The organism is Parapedobacter composti, assembly GCF_900112315.1.
Lineage (GTDB): Bacteria > Bacteroidota > Bacteroidia > Sphingobacteriales > Sphingobacteriaceae > Parapedobacter > Parapedobacter composti.
The window spans coordinates 117,599-135,260 of record NZ_FOLL01000010.1 but is presented as its reverse complement, the minus strand read 5'-3'; the positions used below and the strand labels follow the sequence as shown (position 1 = coordinate 135,260).

Annotated in this window: 16 protein-coding genes and 1 tRNA gene; 6 read left to right on the top strand and 11 right to left on the bottom strand. The window is 47.3% G+C overall.

Annotated features, from left to right (window positions below; genetic code table 11):
• Nucleotides 1-13 precede the first annotated feature (13 nt).
• Entirely contained in the window at nucleotides 14-580 is a 567-nt protein-coding gene (locus BM030_RS11880; RefSeq protein ID WP_090973817.1) for a hypothetical protein, read from the top strand.
• On the opposite strand, the gene idi is transcribed toward BM030_RS11880, so the two are convergent.
• Nucleotides 577-1,104 (bottom strand): isopentenyl-diphosphate Delta-isomerase, encoded by a 528-nt coding sequence (gene idi / locus BM030_RS11875; RefSeq protein ID WP_090973816.1) that lies wholly within the window; start codon nucleotides 1,102-1,104, stop codon nucleotides 577-579. The genes BM030_RS11880 and idi overlap by 4 nt on opposite strands.
• Before the next feature lie 43 nt (nucleotides 1,105-1,147).
• Entirely contained in the window at nucleotides 1,148-2,461 is a 1,314-nt protein-coding gene (locus BM030_RS11870; RefSeq protein WP_090973815.1) for a nicotinamide mononucleotide adenylyltransferase, read from the bottom strand.
• A 111-nt stretch (nucleotides 2,462-2,572) separates the two neighbouring features.
• Between BM030_RS11870 and kbl the strand changes: the two genes are divergently transcribed.
• Both kbl and BM030_RS11860 read left to right on the top strand, forming a co-directional pair.
• The gene (gene kbl / locus BM030_RS11865) at nucleotides 2,573-3,760 is read left to right on the top strand and encodes a glycine C-acetyltransferase (RefSeq protein WP_090973814.1); all 1,188 of its coding nucleotides are present in this window, start codon (nucleotides 2,573-2,575) and stop codon (nucleotides 3,758-3,760) included.
• Between the two features lie 112 nt (nucleotides 3,761-3,872).
• Complete coding sequence (locus BM030_RS11860) at nucleotides 3,873-5,984, top strand: M3 family metallopeptidase (protein ID WP_090973813.1); 2,112 nt, start codon at nucleotides 3,873-3,875, stop codon at nucleotides 5,982-5,984.
• Nucleotides 5,985-6,035: 51 nt separating this feature from the next.
• Here BM030_RS11860 and BM030_RS11855 read toward each other — a convergent pair whose 3' ends face one another.
• The 3 genes from BM030_RS11855 to truA all read right to left on the bottom strand — a co-directional run bounded on the left by BM030_RS11855 (nucleotide 6,036) and on the right by truA (nucleotide 9,915).
• Nucleotides 6,036-7,799, bottom strand: a complete 1,764-nt coding sequence (locus tag BM030_RS11855) for an ABC transporter ATP-binding protein (RefSeq protein WP_090973812.1) — start codon at nucleotides 7,797-7,799, stop codon at nucleotides 6,036-6,038.
• 69 nt (nucleotides 7,800-7,868) lie between these two features.
• The gene (locus BM030_RS11850; RefSeq protein ID WP_170845716.1) at nucleotides 7,869-8,954 is read right to left on the bottom strand and encodes a DUF4369 domain-containing protein; all 1,086 of its coding nucleotides are present in this window, start codon (nucleotides 8,952-8,954) and stop codon (nucleotides 7,869-7,871) included.
• A 181-nt stretch (nucleotides 8,955-9,135) separates the two neighbouring features.
• Entirely contained in the window at nucleotides 9,136-9,915 is a 780-nt protein-coding gene (truA, locus tag BM030_RS11845; protein WP_090973810.1) for a tRNA pseudouridine(38-40) synthase TruA, read from the bottom strand.
• A gap of 107 nt (nucleotides 9,916-10,022) precedes the next feature.
• Here truA and BM030_RS11840 point away from each other — a divergent pair, with 107 nt between their 5' ends.
• Both BM030_RS11840 and folE read left to right on the top strand, forming a co-directional pair.
• Nucleotides 10,023-10,436: a 6-pyruvoyl trahydropterin synthase family protein gene (locus BM030_RS11840; RefSeq protein WP_090973809.1), complete on the top strand. Its 414-nt coding sequence runs from the start codon at nucleotides 10,023-10,025 to the stop codon at nucleotides 10,434-10,436.
• Between the two features lie 28 nt (nucleotides 10,437-10,464).
• Entirely contained in the window at nucleotides 10,465-11,097 is a 633-nt protein-coding gene (gene folE, locus BM030_RS11835; protein WP_090973808.1) for a GTP cyclohydrolase I FolE, read from the top strand.
• A gap of 269 nt (nucleotides 11,098-11,366) precedes the next feature.
• Here the strand turns inward: folE and BM030_RS11830 are convergent, their stop codons facing one another.
• The 6 genes from BM030_RS11830 to BM030_RS11805 all read right to left on the bottom strand — a co-directional run bounded on the left by BM030_RS11830 (nucleotide 11,367) and on the right by BM030_RS11805 (nucleotide 17,409).
• On the bottom strand, nucleotides 11,367-13,070 hold the full coding sequence (locus BM030_RS11830; protein ID WP_090973807.1) for a sodium:solute symporter family protein: 1,704 nt from the start codon (nucleotides 13,068-13,070) through the stop codon (nucleotides 11,367-11,369).
• A gap of 105 nt (nucleotides 13,071-13,175) precedes the next feature.
• Nucleotides 13,176-13,376: a GlsB/YeaQ/YmgE family stress response membrane protein gene (locus tag BM030_RS11825; RefSeq protein ID WP_090973806.1), complete on the bottom strand. Its 201-nt coding sequence runs from the start codon at nucleotides 13,374-13,376 to the stop codon at nucleotides 13,176-13,178.
• A gap of 16 nt (nucleotides 13,377-13,392) precedes the next feature.
• A complete protein-coding gene (locus BM030_RS11820; RefSeq protein ID WP_090973805.1) occupies nucleotides 13,393-15,831 on the bottom strand; it encodes a PIG-L family deacetylase in 2,439 nt (812 codons plus the stop codon).
• 300 nt (nucleotides 15,832-16,131) lie between these two features.
• Nucleotides 16,132-16,392 carry a DUF6952 family protein gene (locus BM030_RS11815; RefSeq protein ID WP_090973804.1) on the bottom strand — a complete coding sequence of 87 codons (261 nt, stop codon included), beginning with the start codon at nucleotides 16,390-16,392 and terminating at the stop codon, nucleotides 16,132-16,134.
• Nucleotides 16,373-16,687 carry a thioredoxin family protein gene (locus BM030_RS11810; RefSeq protein ID WP_090973803.1) on the bottom strand — a complete coding sequence of 105 codons (315 nt, stop codon included), beginning with the start codon at nucleotides 16,685-16,687 and terminating at the stop codon, nucleotides 16,373-16,375. Before BM030_RS11810 ends, BM030_RS11815 begins: the two co-directional genes overlap by 20 nt.
• Nucleotides 16,688-16,764: 77 nt before the next feature.
• On the bottom strand, nucleotides 16,765-17,409 hold the full coding sequence (locus BM030_RS11805; protein WP_090973802.1) for a peroxiredoxin: 645 nt from the start codon (nucleotides 17,407-17,409) through the stop codon (nucleotides 16,765-16,767).
• A gap of 168 nt (nucleotides 17,410-17,577) precedes the next feature.
• Between BM030_RS11805 and BM030_RS11800 the strand changes: the two genes are divergently transcribed.
• Nucleotides 17,578-17,649: transfer RNA gene (locus BM030_RS11800), tRNA-Arg, on the top strand.
• Nucleotides 17,650-17,662: the final 13 nt, after the last annotated feature.

Here is a 17,662-nt window from a genome sequence, read left to right as displayed (position 1 = left end):
AATACACAAGGCGATGCATGAGATTGAGCCATATTATCGTTGGAGGGATGATTACATCGCTGCTGAAGACGAGCTGTCACCGTTTTACGGTACAGAGTACAACGAATTTGAGTTTGATAAGCAGATTTACAATTTTCTGCTGCATCCGCAATGGGATAATTTCGGATCCAGCACGTTATACCTGAAAATCTTATACGCCGATTACAACCGGGGATATACCATCATAGAGCTTATCGGGGAGTGGAATGATGCGATATATAACGATATCATGTTGCTTAAACGAGAGGTGATCGATATCATGGTCAACGCAGGTATCAGTAAGTTTATCATGATTGGGGAAAACGTGCTTAACTTCCACGCTTCTGACGATTGCTATTACGAAGAATGGTTCCAAGATATTGAAGATGGTTGGATTGCAGGCATCAATTTCCGCGAACACGTTTTGGACGAATTCAAATCCAGCAATATCGACTACTTCATCAATTTCGGGGGGGCACTTAACCACGTGAGTTGGCGAAACCAAAAGCCGTTGCAGGTCTACAAAGCTGTAGAAGAGCAGATGACCAAACGCTTATATTAATTATACCCTAAGCTGGCTTGGGCAAATACCCTTTTATAGATTAATTTAAACCAAGAGGTATAAGCGCTTGGGTCAGTAGAGATGCCTTTGTCAATATCGGACGAAGTAGCCCAACGATAGTCGGCTACCTCATCGGGGTTAATTGCGGGATTTTCGTCTGTATAGCCGATAAATACATGGTCCAGTTCATGTTCAATAAGACCGTTGTCCAACGAAGCCCGATACCGGAAGGTAAATAAAAAATCCAAAGGAATAGACAACCCCATTTCTTCCTTTAGTCGCCTTTTTGCGGCCGCGGGCGCAGACTCACCGGGGAATGGGTGGCTACAGCATGTATTGGTCCATAACGCGCCGCTGTGATATTTATGAAAGGCTCGCTGCTGCAACAATAACCTACCGGTGCCGTCAAAAATAAAAACGCTGATTGCCCGATGTAGCAGTCCGCGCCGATGCACTTCCATCTTTTCCATGAAACCGACAGCGTGATCGTGCTTGTCTACCAATATGACGTTTCCTGTTTCCACTCAAAAATTTCTGTATATTTACTCAAACATACTGGTATTACGGTTATACTGTCTTTACGTAGCGTGCATCGTAATTTTCAATATCAATAATATACTTATTCCTGACAAGGAATTCAAACAATGGCCTTGCTTCGTCTGACACGGGCATGTTGGCTGTAGTAACAATCTGGTTGTGCTGTTTGTTCAGGTAGGGATAAGCATATAACTTTACGTTTTTACTGAATAAACCACTCACATAAGCCAACAGCTCATCGGTATAATTTCCTTTGGTATACTGCTTTGAATTAAAAATATTGCGTAGGTTAGAGATGTTGGTTGAAATGCCTACGTTACGCGGTTTAAATTGCGATAAATATTCTGCGAGATAATGGTTTCTCGTAAAGTTAGAAACAAGGATGTGGTTGCCGGTACTACAAAGATATTCGGCCCTCTCGGCGAAATACTGCAGATCTTCCGGCGTAAACTGGGGCGTTTGATCCAGTACATTGCTCATGAGCACTTCAATCATTACCACCAGGTTATCTCCTTTAATGCCAACATTACGTTTGAACTGATCTACCGCTAAATTAAACAGGTCAAAGTTAGGGTTGGACTTCTGCCGGTATTTAGTTCGCAAGATCATGATATCCTTTTTATATAGGAAATCCTTGCTTTGGTAAGCTCTGCCTTCCGGGTTAAAAATCGCTGCTTTGGAATACCCCTTAGCAATAAGGTACAGGTTGATGAGCCGTTCGTTCACGTCTCGGAATACGGGCCCGCTGACTTTCACCAAATCAATTTCAACAGACCCGGGAGACAGGTTGTCGGCGAGCGATTCAATCATGGTCTGTACATCTCGGGTATAGTAATACGCAGCAAATACCAAGTTGACCCCTAAGATACCTAATACTTTTTGTTGTAGAAGGTTGTCGCTATCCAATAATCTAACATGGAAAATAATTTCATTTGGCACACTTCCCGTCTCGTGCTGGAAGCGGATGCCCATCCAACCATGTGGATCGTTAGTTTTGTTGAAATTGATGGCCGCTACGGTATTGGCAAAGGCAAACAGCCGTTTATTGCTGTATTTTTCACCTATAAGCCGTTCTGCGAGTAGTTCGTATTCATGTTCAAGCATTTTACGTAGCCTTGACTGGCTCACATAACGGCCGGAATCTTCCGCGCCGTAGATGGCATCGCTGAAAGCCATGTCATAAGCAGAGATTGTTTTTGCGATGGTGCCCGAAGCCGCTCCGGCATTGAAAAAATTACGGGCAACTTCCTGCCCAGCACCAATTTCAGCAAATGTTCCGTATATTTCTTCGTTTAGATTGATTTTTAATGCTTTTCGCTTGGTTTCGTAAATTTCCCTTGCCATGGTACAAAGATAGGGATTTCAGTATCAATGCCATGGTTAACAATGGCATTTTGATTTGGCGATTTAATTTTCGATTTTTGACCTAAGACGTTTTTACTTACCATTCTCACTATGTATAAGACCCTACAACCCGTATTGCAGCAAGAATTGCAGGACATCAAAGATGCCGGCCTTTATAAAACCGAACGTGTCATTGTAACGCCCCAGGGAGCCGATATTAAGGTTCAAGGTGGTGCGGAGGTTATCAACTTTTGCGCCAACAATTATTTAGGTCTTTCATCGCATCCTAAGGTAATAGAGGCGGCCAAACGCGCGATTGATACACATGGGTACGGCATGTCTTCCGTACGGTTCATTTGTGGCACGCAGGATATTCATAAAACGTTAGAGAGCAAGTTGTCGGAGTTTTTGGGCACGGAGGATACTATTCTTTATGCCGCAGCCTTTGACGCCAACGGCGGCGTATTTGAGCCGTTATTCGGCCCGGAGGATGCCATTATCTCAGACGAGCTCAACCATGCATCGATCATTGACGGTGTACGACTCTGCAAAGCACAGCGTTTCCGCTATAAAAATTGCGACATGGATGATTTAGAAGCCCAGCTCCAGGCCGCCAAAGGTGCCAGGCATCGGATTATTGTAACTGATGGAGCTTTCTCGATGGACGGCAGTATTGCACCCTTGAATGTTATCTGTGACTTGGCTGATCGGTATGAAGCATTAGTAATGATCGATGAGTCGCATTGCACCGGCGTTATCGGTAAGACCGGCCGCGGAACACATGAGCTGCATAGCGTTATGGATCGAGTCGATATCATTACAGGTACGTTAGGGAAAGCGCTGGGAGGTGCCTCCGGGGGGTTTACGTCCGGTCGCAAGGAAATCATTGATATGTTGCGCCAGCGGTCAAGGCCTTATCTATTTTCCAACACGTTAGCCCCGGCGATAGCCGGAGCATCCATTGCTGTTCTCGATATGCTAAGTGAAACCACGGCGTTGCGCGATAAGCTTGAATACAACACCCGTTATTTCCGGACTAAGATGGCCGAGGCAGGCTTTGACATTAAGTCGGGGAACCACCCCATCGTACCTGTGATGTTATACGAAGCTTCTCTGGCTCAAGAGTTCGCTGCTAAAATGCTTGATGAAGGTATTTACGTCATCGGATTTTATTATCCCGTTGTTCCAAAAAGCAAGGCCCGTATCCGGGTGCAGCTATCAGCCGCACATGAGCAGTACCATCTGGACAGGGCTATCGCGGCATTTACCAAAGTAGGTAAGCAGCTGGGAGTCATTTAACCAGGGGGAAGATCGGTGCTGACGCGGATATCCCAAGCGGGATGCTTTCTGTACATTGCGTTTGTTTAAGCACTTTTATTTAACTTTGGCGGCGAAACCAACCCATGCACAGATGAATAGCAAAAGTGTTTTATTTGTATTGATGATTTCAACCGCCTTTATCGTATCCTGTGATAATGCTAAACAGACAGGCACAAACCCTTTTCTAAGGGCTTATGATACACCGTTCGGTGTCCCGCCGTTTGATCAGATTAAGGAAGGCCATTTTAAGCCGGCTCTTGAGGCGGGCATGAAACAGCATGAAGCAGAAATTACGGCTATCGTGAATAACGCTGAGTCGCCCACATTTGATAACACCATCGTGGCGCTGGAGCAAGCCGGTCGGTTACTTAGCCAAGTCAATACCGTACTTAGTAACTTGAACTCGGCCCACACCAACGATTCCATCCAAGCCATTGTTAAAGAGATGGCTCCGGTATTGTCCGCACATTATGATAACATCCGGCTGAACGAACAGCTCTTTGCCCGTGTAAAGGGTTTATGGGACAAGCGGGATTCATTGGAGCTTACGGACGAGCAATCCAAATTGCTCGAAAACACCTATAAGGGGTTTGTGCGTGGGGGCGCCAACCTCCATGGCGATGACAAAGACGAGCTGCGCAAAATCAACGAAGAACTGTCTGTGCTGACGGTGCAGTTCAACCAGAACCTGCTGGCAGAAACCAACGCATACGAGCTGACCATTGAAGATGAAAAAGATCTTGCGGGGCTCCCCGAAGGGGCTATAGCTACAGCAGCGGAAACGGCCAAGGAAAAAGGTCAGGATGGAAAGTGGGTGTTTACCTTATCGAATCCCAGCGTTATGCCTTTTCTCCAATATGCGGATAACCGCAATCTGCGTAAACAGATTTGGGAAGCATACAAAAACCGGGGTGATAACGATAACGCGCATGACAATAAGGAAATCCTTGTCAAGATAGCCAACCTGCGTCTACAGCGGGCCAATCTGCTGGGCTATCCTACACATGCGCATTACGTCCTGGAAGAGGCCATGGCGGAGCATCCTGATAATGTCTATAAACTGCTTCATGATTTGTGGCGTCCGGCGCTGGCTAAAGCGCAAGTGGAAGCCGCCGATATCAAAAAAGAAATCGCTTCCGCCGGCCAATCGTTCGAACCGATGCCCTATGATTGGCGGTATTATGCGGAAAAAATCCGTCAAAAACGGTATGCCCTCAGCGAGGATGAAATCAAACCTTACTTTAGCTTGGAAAAGGTGCGCGAGGGTGCATTTGATGTAGCTAACCGGCTCTATGGCATTACATTTAGAGCCTTGGATAGTGTGCCTGTTTACCATCCAGATGTAGAGGTTTATGAAGTGTTTGATACAGATGGTAGTCACCTGGGAGTCCTTTATGCCGACTTTTTCCCACGGGCTTCTAAACGGGTGGGGGCATGGATGACGTCGTACCGCCGCCAGCGGACGGAAGGCGGTAAGCGTATCCCTCCGGTCATTTCCATTGTTTGTAATTTTACGAAACCCGTCGGCGACAAACCGGCGCTACTCACCTTTGACGAGGCCAGTACTCTGTTTCACGAGTTCGGCCATGCCCTCCACGGGCTGTTGTCCAATGTAACGTATGAAAGCTTGTCCGGCACTTCTGTGTCGCGAGATTTTGTTGAATTGCCTTCCCAGATCATGGAAAACTGGGCCGCGGATCCTGAGGTACTTAAACTATATGCCAAGCATTATGAGACAGGGGAGACCATCCCCGATGAGTTGATCGCCAAAATGAACCGCGTGGGCACATTCGACCAAGGGTTTGCCACCGTGGAATACCTGGCGGCATCATTGCTGGATATGGATTACCATACGCAGACCGATCCAATCACTATTGGGGCCACCGATTTTGAAAACGCTTCAATGGATAAATACGGCTTGATCGATGAGATTATCCCACGGTATCGCAGCACGTATTTCCAACATATTTTTAGTAGTGGATATTCGGCGGGGTATTACAGCTATATTTGGGCTGAGGTGCTTGACTCGGATGCGTTCGCTGCTTTTAAAGAAAAAGGTTTGTTTGACCAACCTACCGCTCAGGCATTCCGGAAAAACATTCTAGAACGAGGTGGTACGGAAAGACCCGCTATATTGTATCGTAATTTCCGTGGATCCGATCCGAACCCGGCCTATCTGATGAAGAAACGGGGATTAGAATAAAAGATTTCAGGGGCTGTCCATTCCGGACGGCCTTTGACTATTTATATTATTCTATATTCCGGCCGAATGGAACTGTAAATCATACAGGCGTTTATAATAGCCGTCCATACGCAGAAGTTCTTGATGCGACCCCACCTCCTTGATTTCCCCTTTATCCAACACAATGATCTTGTCTGCTTTTTGGATGGTGGAAAGGCGGTGGGCGATAACGATGGAAGTACGGCCTTTCATTAAAGTGTCAATAGCGTGCTGGATGAGCCCTTCGGTTTCGGTATCAACGGATGAAGTAGCCTCGTCCAGCACTAATATTCTGGGGTTATGTACGAGTGCCCGTATGAATGCGATGAGCTGCGCTTGGCCAGATGAGAGTGTGGCTCCCCGCTCCTGTACCTGATAGTCATATCCATTGGGCAGCCGCATAATAAATTCATGGGCTCCCACCTGTTTGGCTGCTGCAACAATTTGTTCGCGTGTAATTGCCGGGTCATTCAGACTGATGTTGCCGGCTACGGTGTCCGAAAACAGAAACACGTCCTGCAGTACGGTGGCAATGGTGCGCCGCAGGTAGTTCAATTCATATTCCCTGATATCTATTCCATCCAGTAAGATGGCACCCTTATTGACCTCGTAAAAGCGGCTGAGTATATTGATCGTAGATGATTTGCCTGCTCCGGTTGCTCCCACTAATGCTAACGTTTCACCCGGAGCAATTTTAAAACTGATGTCTTTCAGCACCCACTTCTCGTCGTTGTAAGCAAACCACACGTTGTTAAAGACAATCTCCCCGCGGATTTGGGCGGGCTGCATGTTGCCGGTATCGGGTGTCCGCTCATCGGTGTCCAACACAGCAAAAATCCGCTCGGCGCTTACCATGCCCATCTGCAGCGTATTGAACCGATCCACCAATTCTCGGATAGGACGAAAAATCATGTTGATATACATGATAAAAGCCACAATGACACCTGGCGAAAGAGTTTCAGCCAAAACCTGCTTAGAGCCATACCACACCAACAGCCCCAATGCAATTGCCATGATGATTTCGATCACCGGAAAGAAAATAGAAAAATACCAGTTAGCCCGGATATGCGCATTGCGATGTTCGGCGTTAGCCGCCTGGAACTTACGCATTTCCTGTTCCTCGCGCGCAAAATATTGAATAATACTGATGCCTGAGATATGCTCCTGCAGGAACGTATTCAGGTTAGCTACCCATTTACGCACATCCTGGAAGGCAGATTTCATAGCTTCCTTGAAAATATAGGTCGCCCCTATCATTAAGGGCATCGGAATTAACACAATCAGCGTTAACTTCCAATCGGTATAAAACATTACGCCCAGGATAACCACCAGCTGTAAAATATCGCCGATGATTTGGATAACCCCTTCGGAAAAGATATTGGCAATGGTTTCCAAATCTGAAATGGTCCGGGTAATGAGCCGCCCAATGGGTGTATTATCAAAATACTTCAGACGAAGCCCTGTGATGTGGTTAAACACGCCAATGCGCAGATCGCGAATTACAGACTGCCCCAATGTACTGGTCATTAACGTGTGAAAATAACGTATAACTGTCTGCAACAACAAAAGGCCCAGCATGATCAGCAGCATTGCACGCAAACCATCCGTATCGTTTTGGAGGATAAACCGATCCAGCGTATATTCGATGAGCATCGGCAGTGCCGGGGCGGCACCCGCCATGACTATGGTAAGGAATACCGAGGCGATGAAAATACCACGGTAGGGCTTAACGTAGCGCATCATCCTGCGGAGCAGATCCGCGTCGTACGTTTTACCTGTTATTTGGGGCTCGCTCATGGGTAGGTGCAAAAGTACGACTTTGTGCGCTATCTAAATTCATTGATTTGTCAAACCCGTTGGCCGCATTCACTTCATTTCCTCAAGGATGTCAGGAAGATGCTCAATGGCTACATCAGCATTAAGCATGTCGCCGTTAGGCCGAATAAGAACATAGCGCGGCAAATCAGTCAGGTATAGAGAGTCTATGAGCGGTTGGAGCGCCTCTTTCCTTATCTTATAGTTATGCTGCAGATTCAACGGCTCGCTTAGCTTTTCCCATGTGGTGAACCTGTGGTCTACTGACAGGTGAATAACCGCTGTTTTTAACGCATCCAGGGCTGGGGCCTGCTTCTCCAACCGGAGAATTTCCGTGTGTTGGCCCTTATCGCCGCTTTTCCAAAAAGAAAGCAGCAAAAAATCGAAGTGACTGAAACCTTCCCAATTGATAGGAGCCAAACCCTTATTCACGGCCATCAATTGGGTTTCAGGGTCTAATCGTTGAACCGGGCTCAAAATACGATCCAGGCGTTGGGCGAGGTCAATGCCATATTTTGTCTGCCGAGCATGACTGGAAACAGCTTCATGCAGCGCCCGGTAATCTGTTGCGTATTGCCGATGCTCATTGGTGGTATAGATCAAAAAGAGGGAGGTTACCAGCGGTCTTTTCTGTTGGATAAATCCCTGAGTGATGTCAGCTTCCCGGTTTCCGGAGTCGTTTTTTGTGTCGGTGAGTTTGGTCGCGCCTCCAGCGCCCAGCGAGAAATGTTCCATCTGGCTTTCTTTTTCAGCCCATGCATCGTTTAACGCGTTTTGCCAATCATTTATTAATTGCTGCTCCTCACCGCCTCCTGCGATCGAAAACTTGGCCTTACTGATGGAGCCGTCGTGGTTAAAGGGCTGATGTTGCAACGTTAATTCGGATCCTCCTTCCAGATACACAGGGATGTGTTCTTTCCAGTCCAGGCCACTGGTGCCTCGTCTCGTAGATTTTCCTGCGATTTCCAAAAAGTACACCTCATGCATGGGCAACCGAGCGGTCAATGTAAATGAACCGTTGGTCAGTGCGGCCGTTGCAAGTGAGTCCCGTTTTCTATCGTCAAGCAGCTTAATGTACCGGATTTCGCTGGCTGTTTGCAAATCGTTAATGTTGCCTGTCACCCGTAAATTACCCATCGAAGGTTTATAAACATAAGGATTGGCAACATCCGTATTGGCTTTGCTTTTTTTTTCAGAGGGTGGGTGGCAGGAAAAAAGTAGGAACAGGGCAGAAGAGATAAGGGAAATCCGATAGAGATTCATAGTTAGTAAATTAGTGACTCAAATTTACATAATCCGAACGGAAAATCCAGTTGTTTTATGTGTCAGTATTGTGGTCAATATAGGGGTATATTACTTCTGTGAGGTAAAGTCCGCATGCAGGTACGGAAGAACCGGCTACCGCTCGACTCTTGCTTTGGATCACGGTATGCATGTATGCGGGTTTATTTTCCCCTCGTCCTATTTCGATCAGTGTTCCCACAATAGCCCTTACCATATTGCGCAAAAATCGGTTGGCCGAAATGTAAAAAACCAGCTGTTGATCGCTCACCCATAACCATTCGGCGCGCATAATTTCGCAAATGTGGGTATGTACTTGCGTATTGGATTTGCTGAAACATGAAAAGTCGTCATATTCCAGTAAGATTTTGGCCGCTTCGTTCATGGCATCCACATCAGGAACGCCGCGCAGCTGCCAAGAGCGGCCGTGAAGAAATGGGTTTTTTCCAAAATGTGTATGGTATTCATATGATCGCTTCACCGCATCAAAGCGGGCGTGTGCGCCAGGCGCTACAGCGAATAGCCGTCTAACCGCGATATCGTGGGGCAGTAAGGCGTTCAGTTTATAACAGCATTCATCCGGCTGTTTCAAGAGCTCGTCGTCCCTGACATCGAAGTGCGCATAAAGTTGCGTAGCATGCACACCGGTATCGGTCCGGCCGCATCCCACAGTATTTACGGGTTGGCGCAATATAGTGGTTAAAGCTTTGTCCAACAACTCCTGTACCGTCACGGCATTCGGTTGAATCTGCCAACCGTGATACGCTGTGCCGATAAAGGCGAGTTCTATGAAGTATCGTTTGCTTGTGGATTCCACGCAACAAAGGTAGTGAAATGTTTGATGACCATCGTTGGCAGGCAGTAGCCGAAAAACGCAAGAGTAGATTAACCGGATAATTTCAAATTAACGTATCTTTGCAGCCTATGATATATCTTACACGGCGCGAACGGTTTAATGCGGCGCATAAACTATACCGCGAGGGATGGACGCTCGAGCAAAACGAAGAGGTTTTCGGCAAATGTTCAAACCCAAACTGGCATGGGCATAATTACGAACTTTTTGTTACGGTTAAGGGAAAAATTAACCCGGAAACCGGATTTGTAATTGATCTGAAGGAACTGAAAAAAATCATTAAGGCACAAGTAGTGAATAAGCTTGATCACCGCAATATTAACCTTGATGTAGATTTTATGCAGGGCAAGATGGCGTCTACCGAAGTACTGGCGGTAGAGATTTTTAACCAATTGAAACCACATGTAGAAGCGCATGGGGTTTTCTTGCATTCCATCAAGCTGGTCGAAACTGAAAATAATGCCGTCGAGTATTTCGGTGGATAGCTGTGGTACTCGTCAATAACATGAAACCATGGAAGAGCATTTTTCACTCAACGAAGAAGAAATAGACGGATACGTGAAAATCGACCGTTATAATCCCGAAAAGGTGGCCCGCATAGCTGCCCATTATGCTGACATCTTAGCGCTGCTGGGGGAAGATCCTTCCCGCCAAGGATTGCTCAAAACCCCCGAACGCGTAGCCAAGGCGTTGCAGTTCCTTACGCATGGTTATGATTTAGATGCTGCTGAAATATTGCGCAGTGCAATGTTTGAAGAGGAGTACAGCCAGATGGTGGTGGTCAAGGATATAGAGGTTTATTCGATGTGTGAGCATCACATGCTCCCCTTTTTCGGAAAAGCACATGTCGCCTATATTCCCAATGGGCATATTGTAGGGCTTAGCAAGATTCCGCGTGTGGTAGATATTTTTGCGCGTCGTCTGCAGGTACAGGAAAGGCTCACCAACGAAATCCGCGATTGCATACAGCAAACGCTCCAACCCGCTGGAGTGGCGGTGGTTATCGAATGCAAACACTTATGTATGTGCATGCGCGGCGTACAAAAGCAAAATTCAGTCACAACCACATCAGCATTTACCGGGGAGTTTGCACACGAACGGACGCGCAGTGAGTTTCTTCGGCTGATAACGGCCTCATTGGATTAACGCTAATGGGTCGGTTTTAAACCGACTTAGTCCAACCTGTATTGCGTCTACCATAATTGAGCGTGAGCGCCAAACCGTTCACACTTTCCTTGGTAAGCTGGAGGTTGACACCGTATATGCACCGGGTGGCCCTGTTTAAATGTTCCCATCGTTTACGAATTGCCTGTCGGATAATACTATAGACCGGATCTTCACCATCACTGATAGCCACCCCATCGAGCAACTGAAGCTTGAACACTCCCTCGCTCTTGGCCGATGTACCGGCGGTTCTATGGCCTTCGTGTGTTGTAAAGGTTGGGCAGGAAACTTTGAAAAAGCAGCGCGAATAACACAACGCCGGCGCAGCCCACCAAATTAAGCCAGAGAAAGGCCATGGCATCGGACCACCACAAGCCGATGATGATCGCTTCGGTGACGATGGCCGCCCACAGTACCGCCCTGCCGCCGGCCCGCTTGACATAAAAAGCCACCACAAAAATGCCCAGTATCGTACCGTAAAAGAGCGAACCGAGGATGTTTACCGCTTCCAATAGGTTGCCCAATTTGCTCGCATACAAGGCGATGATGACACAGAAAATCCCCCAAGCGAGGGTGAAGGCCCGTGATGCCGAAAGGTATCCACGCTCACTTGCTGCCTTACTGACAAAACGCTTGTAGATATCGATGACCGATGTCGACGCCAAGGAATTGATGGCGCTGGCTGTGGCGCCCATAGACGCCATAAACACTATGGCGACTAACAGTCCGACGAGTCCTTTCGGAAAATTTTCGGTGACGAAAGACAGAAAGATGTAGTTGTTGTCATTAGTGTCCGCCAGGCTGTCGTTCTCCTGCATCAGGGCTATCAAATCTTGCCGCACCTCCTTGGCCTGTGCGTCGGCATGGCGCAGTTGCTCGCGCACGTCAGCGATCATTGCTTCATCATCACTGTCAAGGGCGTCCGTCAATCGGTGTATTTGCTCTTGTTTTTGCCTGAAAATTGCCTCATGTTGCGCTTTTAGTGCATCTACCTCAGGGGCATATTCACTGTTTTCGATTTTGTTGAGCTCATACTTATTGAAGAATATGGGGGGGCTGTTGTATTGATAAAAGGCAAATACTAAAATGCCGATCAGTAGGATAGCAAACTGCATCGGCACCTTCAACAACCCATTCATCAGCAGGCCAATGCGGCTATCGCGAATGGAAGACCCTGTGAGGTATCTTCCCACTTGACTCTGGTCGGTGCCAAAGTAAGATAATTGCAAAAAAAAACCGCCGATAAGGCCGCTCCACAAAGTGTATTGGTTATTCCAGTCAAAAGATAGATCAATGGCGTTTGCCTTGCCAGATTTACCGGCGATATGCAGGGCCTTTGCTAAGCCTATATCCTCCGGAAGCATATAAACCACCAATATGCCCGCCGCGAGTAATCCCCCGAAAATGATGCTCATTTGCAAAAGCTGTGTATAGGATACGGCCTTAGTGCCACCATATACCGTATAAAGGACAACGAGCGCGCCGATAAATAGTGTCGTGTAAACCACATTGATCTGTAAGATGCTGGAGAGGATAATGGCCGGCGCATAGATGGTGATGCCTGTCGAAAGTCCTCGCTGCAGCAGAAAAAGAAAAGCGGTAAATGCACGGGTGTGTACATCGAACCGCTTTTCCAAAAATTCATATGCCGTAAATACGCGTAGCCGATGAAAAATCGGCACAAACGAAATGCTTAACACTATCATGGCTAAGGGCAGTCCAAAATAGAACTGCACAAAGCTCATGCCTGACGAGTATGCCAGTCCGGGGGCCGACAGGAAGGTGATAGCACTGGCCTGCGTAGCCATTACAGAGAGTGCTACGTGATACCAGGGCAATGACTTATTCCCCAGCAAATATCCATCGATATTGCGGATGCCCCTGCTCTTGTAGATACCATAAACCACAATTACAAGCAGGGTAACGAACAGCACTCCCCAATCCGTCTTACTCATCCAAAATGCTTAGTGAATAGGTAAAACAGTACGATTAATGCCAGCAACCAAAGTACAACAATCCAATAAAAACGTCTCCAATTGCGGACAAAAGGAGGAAGCCCTTTATCGATCATGCTCCCGGCTTTTGAGCAGGTTGCCGACGAAAAAACCGGCAAACAATAGCCCGATCACGGCGCCAATGATGGTCGCGAGAAAGCTCTCTTGCGTGAAGCCGCCGGTCAATCCGCCGAATATTGCCCCCAGCAGGTAAAAGTAGCTGTTGATGTTTTTTTCTTTTGAATGTTCTTCAATGTGCTTTTCCATTTCAATATATGCTTAATCAATTGGGTTTCGCGAGCAAATTTACAAATAATCTATATGCACCCGGCACACCTGCCGGTAATTGCCGGAAAAAAGCAAGCGATGTATAAACAAAGTTACCTTTGCCATAGCGGGTTACCAAGAGAGCGCCTTCATTGGGTGTTTCACCGGGATCAGCCATACGTAACGGCTGATTATATCGGGGGTCGGCATCGCTTACAAAATACAATCCACGTTCCTGTATCCAGCCATCGAAATCAGCAGCCGTAATTTTGTTTGGGTAATTGAGTATCCGGTTATCAGTTTCAATAAAGGTTACTTCAGCTGCTTCATCGGTCACACGGGTGCGGCTTAAGGCGAATGGGTAGGGCCCCAGATCAGGTATCTTCAGTCCACCGCTCGTATTATACTGTACCAATAATGTGCCTCCGTTTTTCACATAGTCAAGCAGACGTGGCTGCATATATCGCACGCGTTCGTTCACATTATATAAGCGTACGCCTGTGACAATGGCGTCATATTGTGATAGGTCTCCCGATAGCACGTCTTGTTCGTTTAATATATCTACTTGCAGGCCGATTTCCCGTAACGTATTTGGAATCAGGTCGCCCGCTCCAGGCAAATAGCCGATTCGGGAGGCGGATATACCCGTTTCTATTTTACTTAGCCGGGCCGCTGAAGGAGGGAACCATGTGATGCGGGGGATATGTTCATACGCAATAGACCGCAGGGCCTTAGCGGTTCCGGCAGCGCCATCGTATTGTAAGACCACGCTGAGCGAGTCGGTGAGCGACGACCGTTCGCCGGGATAGATCGTAAACCGGGATACTGTCTCTTCAGACTTCGCCGAGAACGAGAGCGTTATTTGCTGCGGTTCAGCCTTCCAGCCTTCCGGTAAACGAAGCGAAGCAGTAGCCGACACGGGTTGCTGCCCGTGAGCGGCAAAAACCACTTCCAGTGTTTTGGGTGCATTGCCGTTGAAGACCAATGCTTTTTGGTTCAGGTTGGCGGTAATCGGCGGGGCAATAACGAGCGGTTCATGCACTTCTCCCCTCACCGGATCTGTATATTTATAAATGATTGGCCGTTCAAACGTCAGGGCTCTGTCGTTAATTTGGAGGGTAATGCTGGTTTTTGGAGCATTGCTGTTTTCCGGCCGGCCCACATCGTTGGGATTGTCAATGACAAAACTTCCCAATGCGTGAGGGCGTCGTAGCCAGTAGGGCTGGGTGACGAGATCGGCGTTGAAAGCCGATGTTTCTTCATGGATTTCATTGAAGGGAAGGATGGTGTCACTCACCATTACTTTCACGCCCGGCCTCCGCACAATATAAGCGGTGCTGACAGGGATTTGTTCGCCCACGGCATATTTGGGGGCAGGAGCCGTACTTTCCATCCATATCCCGCCGCAGGCCAGGACAAGCTCTTTGATTTCCGCCGTTTTTTGTGCTTTCCAATACGTATCGTTGATCTGTTCCACTTCGTCAAGCAAGGCTATAAGTCCGGGAATTGATTTTTCCGGGTGTTCCCCGTCAAATGCATGATAGAGTTCGTCAATCATGCGCGGTATTTCGTCAGACGCCCCTACGCGCTTCCACGAGGTTTCAATACCATCAAAGAGTGTATGTTCCGGAGCGTCACCTTGCAACACTTCAAAGCGTTCCACGCTATTGCCCCGTTGGCGGGGCGAACCGAACCCTTGGCTTTTGTGCTTTGAGCGGCTTTCGGCGGCAATCTCACCGTATGATTGTCCCACGAAAGGGTTGTAGTCGCCAACATTTATAAAAAAATGGGCAGACGAAGGCGGAGAACCTTGAAAAAAGCTGGATGTGTTCCAAAGCAAGCGCTTGGCTTGCCATACTGGTATGGTTTTGAGTTGTTCCGGAAAGCGTTGCGGGTCGGCAGCAGCCCGGAACGCCTCAATAGCCAGCAGGGCTGAAGCCTGGTGATGGCCATGCCCCGCTCGTTCATCGGGTGGAAAGCGGGTGATGATTACATCCGGCCGGAATTTCCGGATTACCCAAACTGCGTCGGCAAGGATCTGTTCGCGCCCCCAGATGCGAAAGGTCTCCTCCCAGGTTTTGGAAAACCCGAAATCAATGGCACGCGAAAAGAACTGTTCACCACCGTCCACGTTCCGGGCAGCTAACAGTTCGTTGGTGCGGATAAGGCCGAGTACTTCCGCTTGTTCCGTGCCAATAAGGTTCTGTCCTCCGTCACCGCGGGTAAGCGATAAATAGCCGGTCCGATACAATTTTTCTTTGGCCAGCCAAGCAATCAGCCTCGTATTTTCGTCGTCCGGATGTGCCGCAAGATAGAGTACCGAGCCCAACGTGTTCAGTTTCTTGATAGCTTGTTTGATTTCCCCTGCATGAGCCGGGGGGTGTGTTTGGGCAATTGATGGAAAAATTGATATGGATAGCGGTAAAAGTGAAAGTAGTAAGCGCTTTACATTCATGGTTTAAATATAGCGGTTTAAGAAAAACAAAACAAAAGCCGTCCCAGTTTACGCCGGGACGGCTTTTGCAAATTAACAATTAAAAAACCATTTACACCTTAAAAAACCGCAATGTACATGAGCACCAAGAGGAAAAACGAGATGTTTTAACCAAAACTGCCAAAGCGGCCTATAAGAAGTTAACCTTTAACAACGGTAAAGTTACAATAATAAGTAGCCAAATCGCTGTTAGGCAAACGGTAAGTTTTCCACAAAAGTGCCGTTGTCAACAAGAGGTTGTTGGCAGCGCTTTGCCATTACTTATGCCTTATCGATGGAGCCCAGTACCCGTGTCATGAATGCGTTGAGCGCTTCTTTTTGATTCATGCCGCCTTTAACCAGTTTATCCACTTCAATAGCACCATATAGGTTAGAGATAAGTTCTCCAATCACATCCAGTTCTTCATCCTTTAGTGAAGGAACCTCCGTAAGTGCTTCCAGTGTCTCAATGGTTTCGAGCACATAGTCTTGGTCATTCTTATCGATGAACTCTACCAAGTGTTTAATTATGGGTAACTTCATTCAGCAGTTCGATTAATGGATCAAATTTATTGGTCTGTACCTGATTAACCAATTTACCCCCTTTGAACGCGGCAAACGTGGGCAGATTACTCACATTGGCCAATTGCCGGGACAGCGGAAAGCGCTCCGCATCAGCGATGACGAAAGGGATGTGGTCGTTTTCTGAGGCCAGTTTTTTGAATTTTGGTTTCATGATTTTGCAGTTCCCGCACCAAGTTGCGGAATACTGTACCAGCACGACATCGTTATCCTTGACGATATCGGCCAAGTTATCGTTTTCTAATTCTTTTAACATGACAAAAATTTTTTTGGAGAGGCGCGGAGGTTGAGCGAAACGTCAACCCCCGTGCGCCTTAATTAGTGTGGTATTGCTTAGCTCAGAGAAACCTGGCTTGCCAAGTAGCTGGCCACGCCATCGCGGGTAGCATGCATGGCTTCCTTTCCTTCTTCCCAGTTGGCCGGGCATACTTCACCGAATTTCTGCACGTGGGCGTAAGCGTCGATTAGGCGAAGGTACTCTTTTACGTTGCGGCCAACAGGCATGTCGTTCACGCTTTCGTGGAATACTTTGCCTTGTTCATCGATGAGGTAAGTAGCGCGGAAAGGTACATTCGAGCCTTCGAAAAGGTAACCGAATTCGTCATTTTCTTTCTCTTCTCCTTCCAATATGCCCAATATGCGCGAAAGGTTGCGGTTGGTATCCGCAAGAATCGGGTAGGTAACGCCTTCGATACCGCCGTTATCCTTTGCCGTATTCAACCATGCGAAATGAACCTCGTTGGTGTCGCATGATGCGCCAATAACAACGGTGTTGCGCTTTTCGAATTCGGGCAATGCCTCTTGGAAGGCATGCAGTTCCGTGGGGCATACGAACGTAAAATCTTTGGGATACCAAAACAGCAATACCTTTTTACCTTTTTTTGTGGCTTCCTCAAAAATATTGATAGATAGATTGTCGCCGAGGTAATCTATGGCATCGACTGTAATGTTTGGGAATTTTTTTCCTGTAAAACTCATAGTAAATCCAATATTTATTTGACGCTGCAAAGATACGGTTTCCTTGGCATCAACAGTATTGTTTTTGTCAATAGGCCATTTAAATCATCTATCTTACCGCGTTATGCCGCGATTGAGGAAATGTTTTTCAGATATAGCATAAAATCGTATTTTTGCTCCCGACGTTTAGGCCTCGTAGTTCAATGGATAGAATAGAAGTTTCCTAAACTTTTGATACAGGTTCGATTCCTGTCGAGGCTACAAGATAGGACAA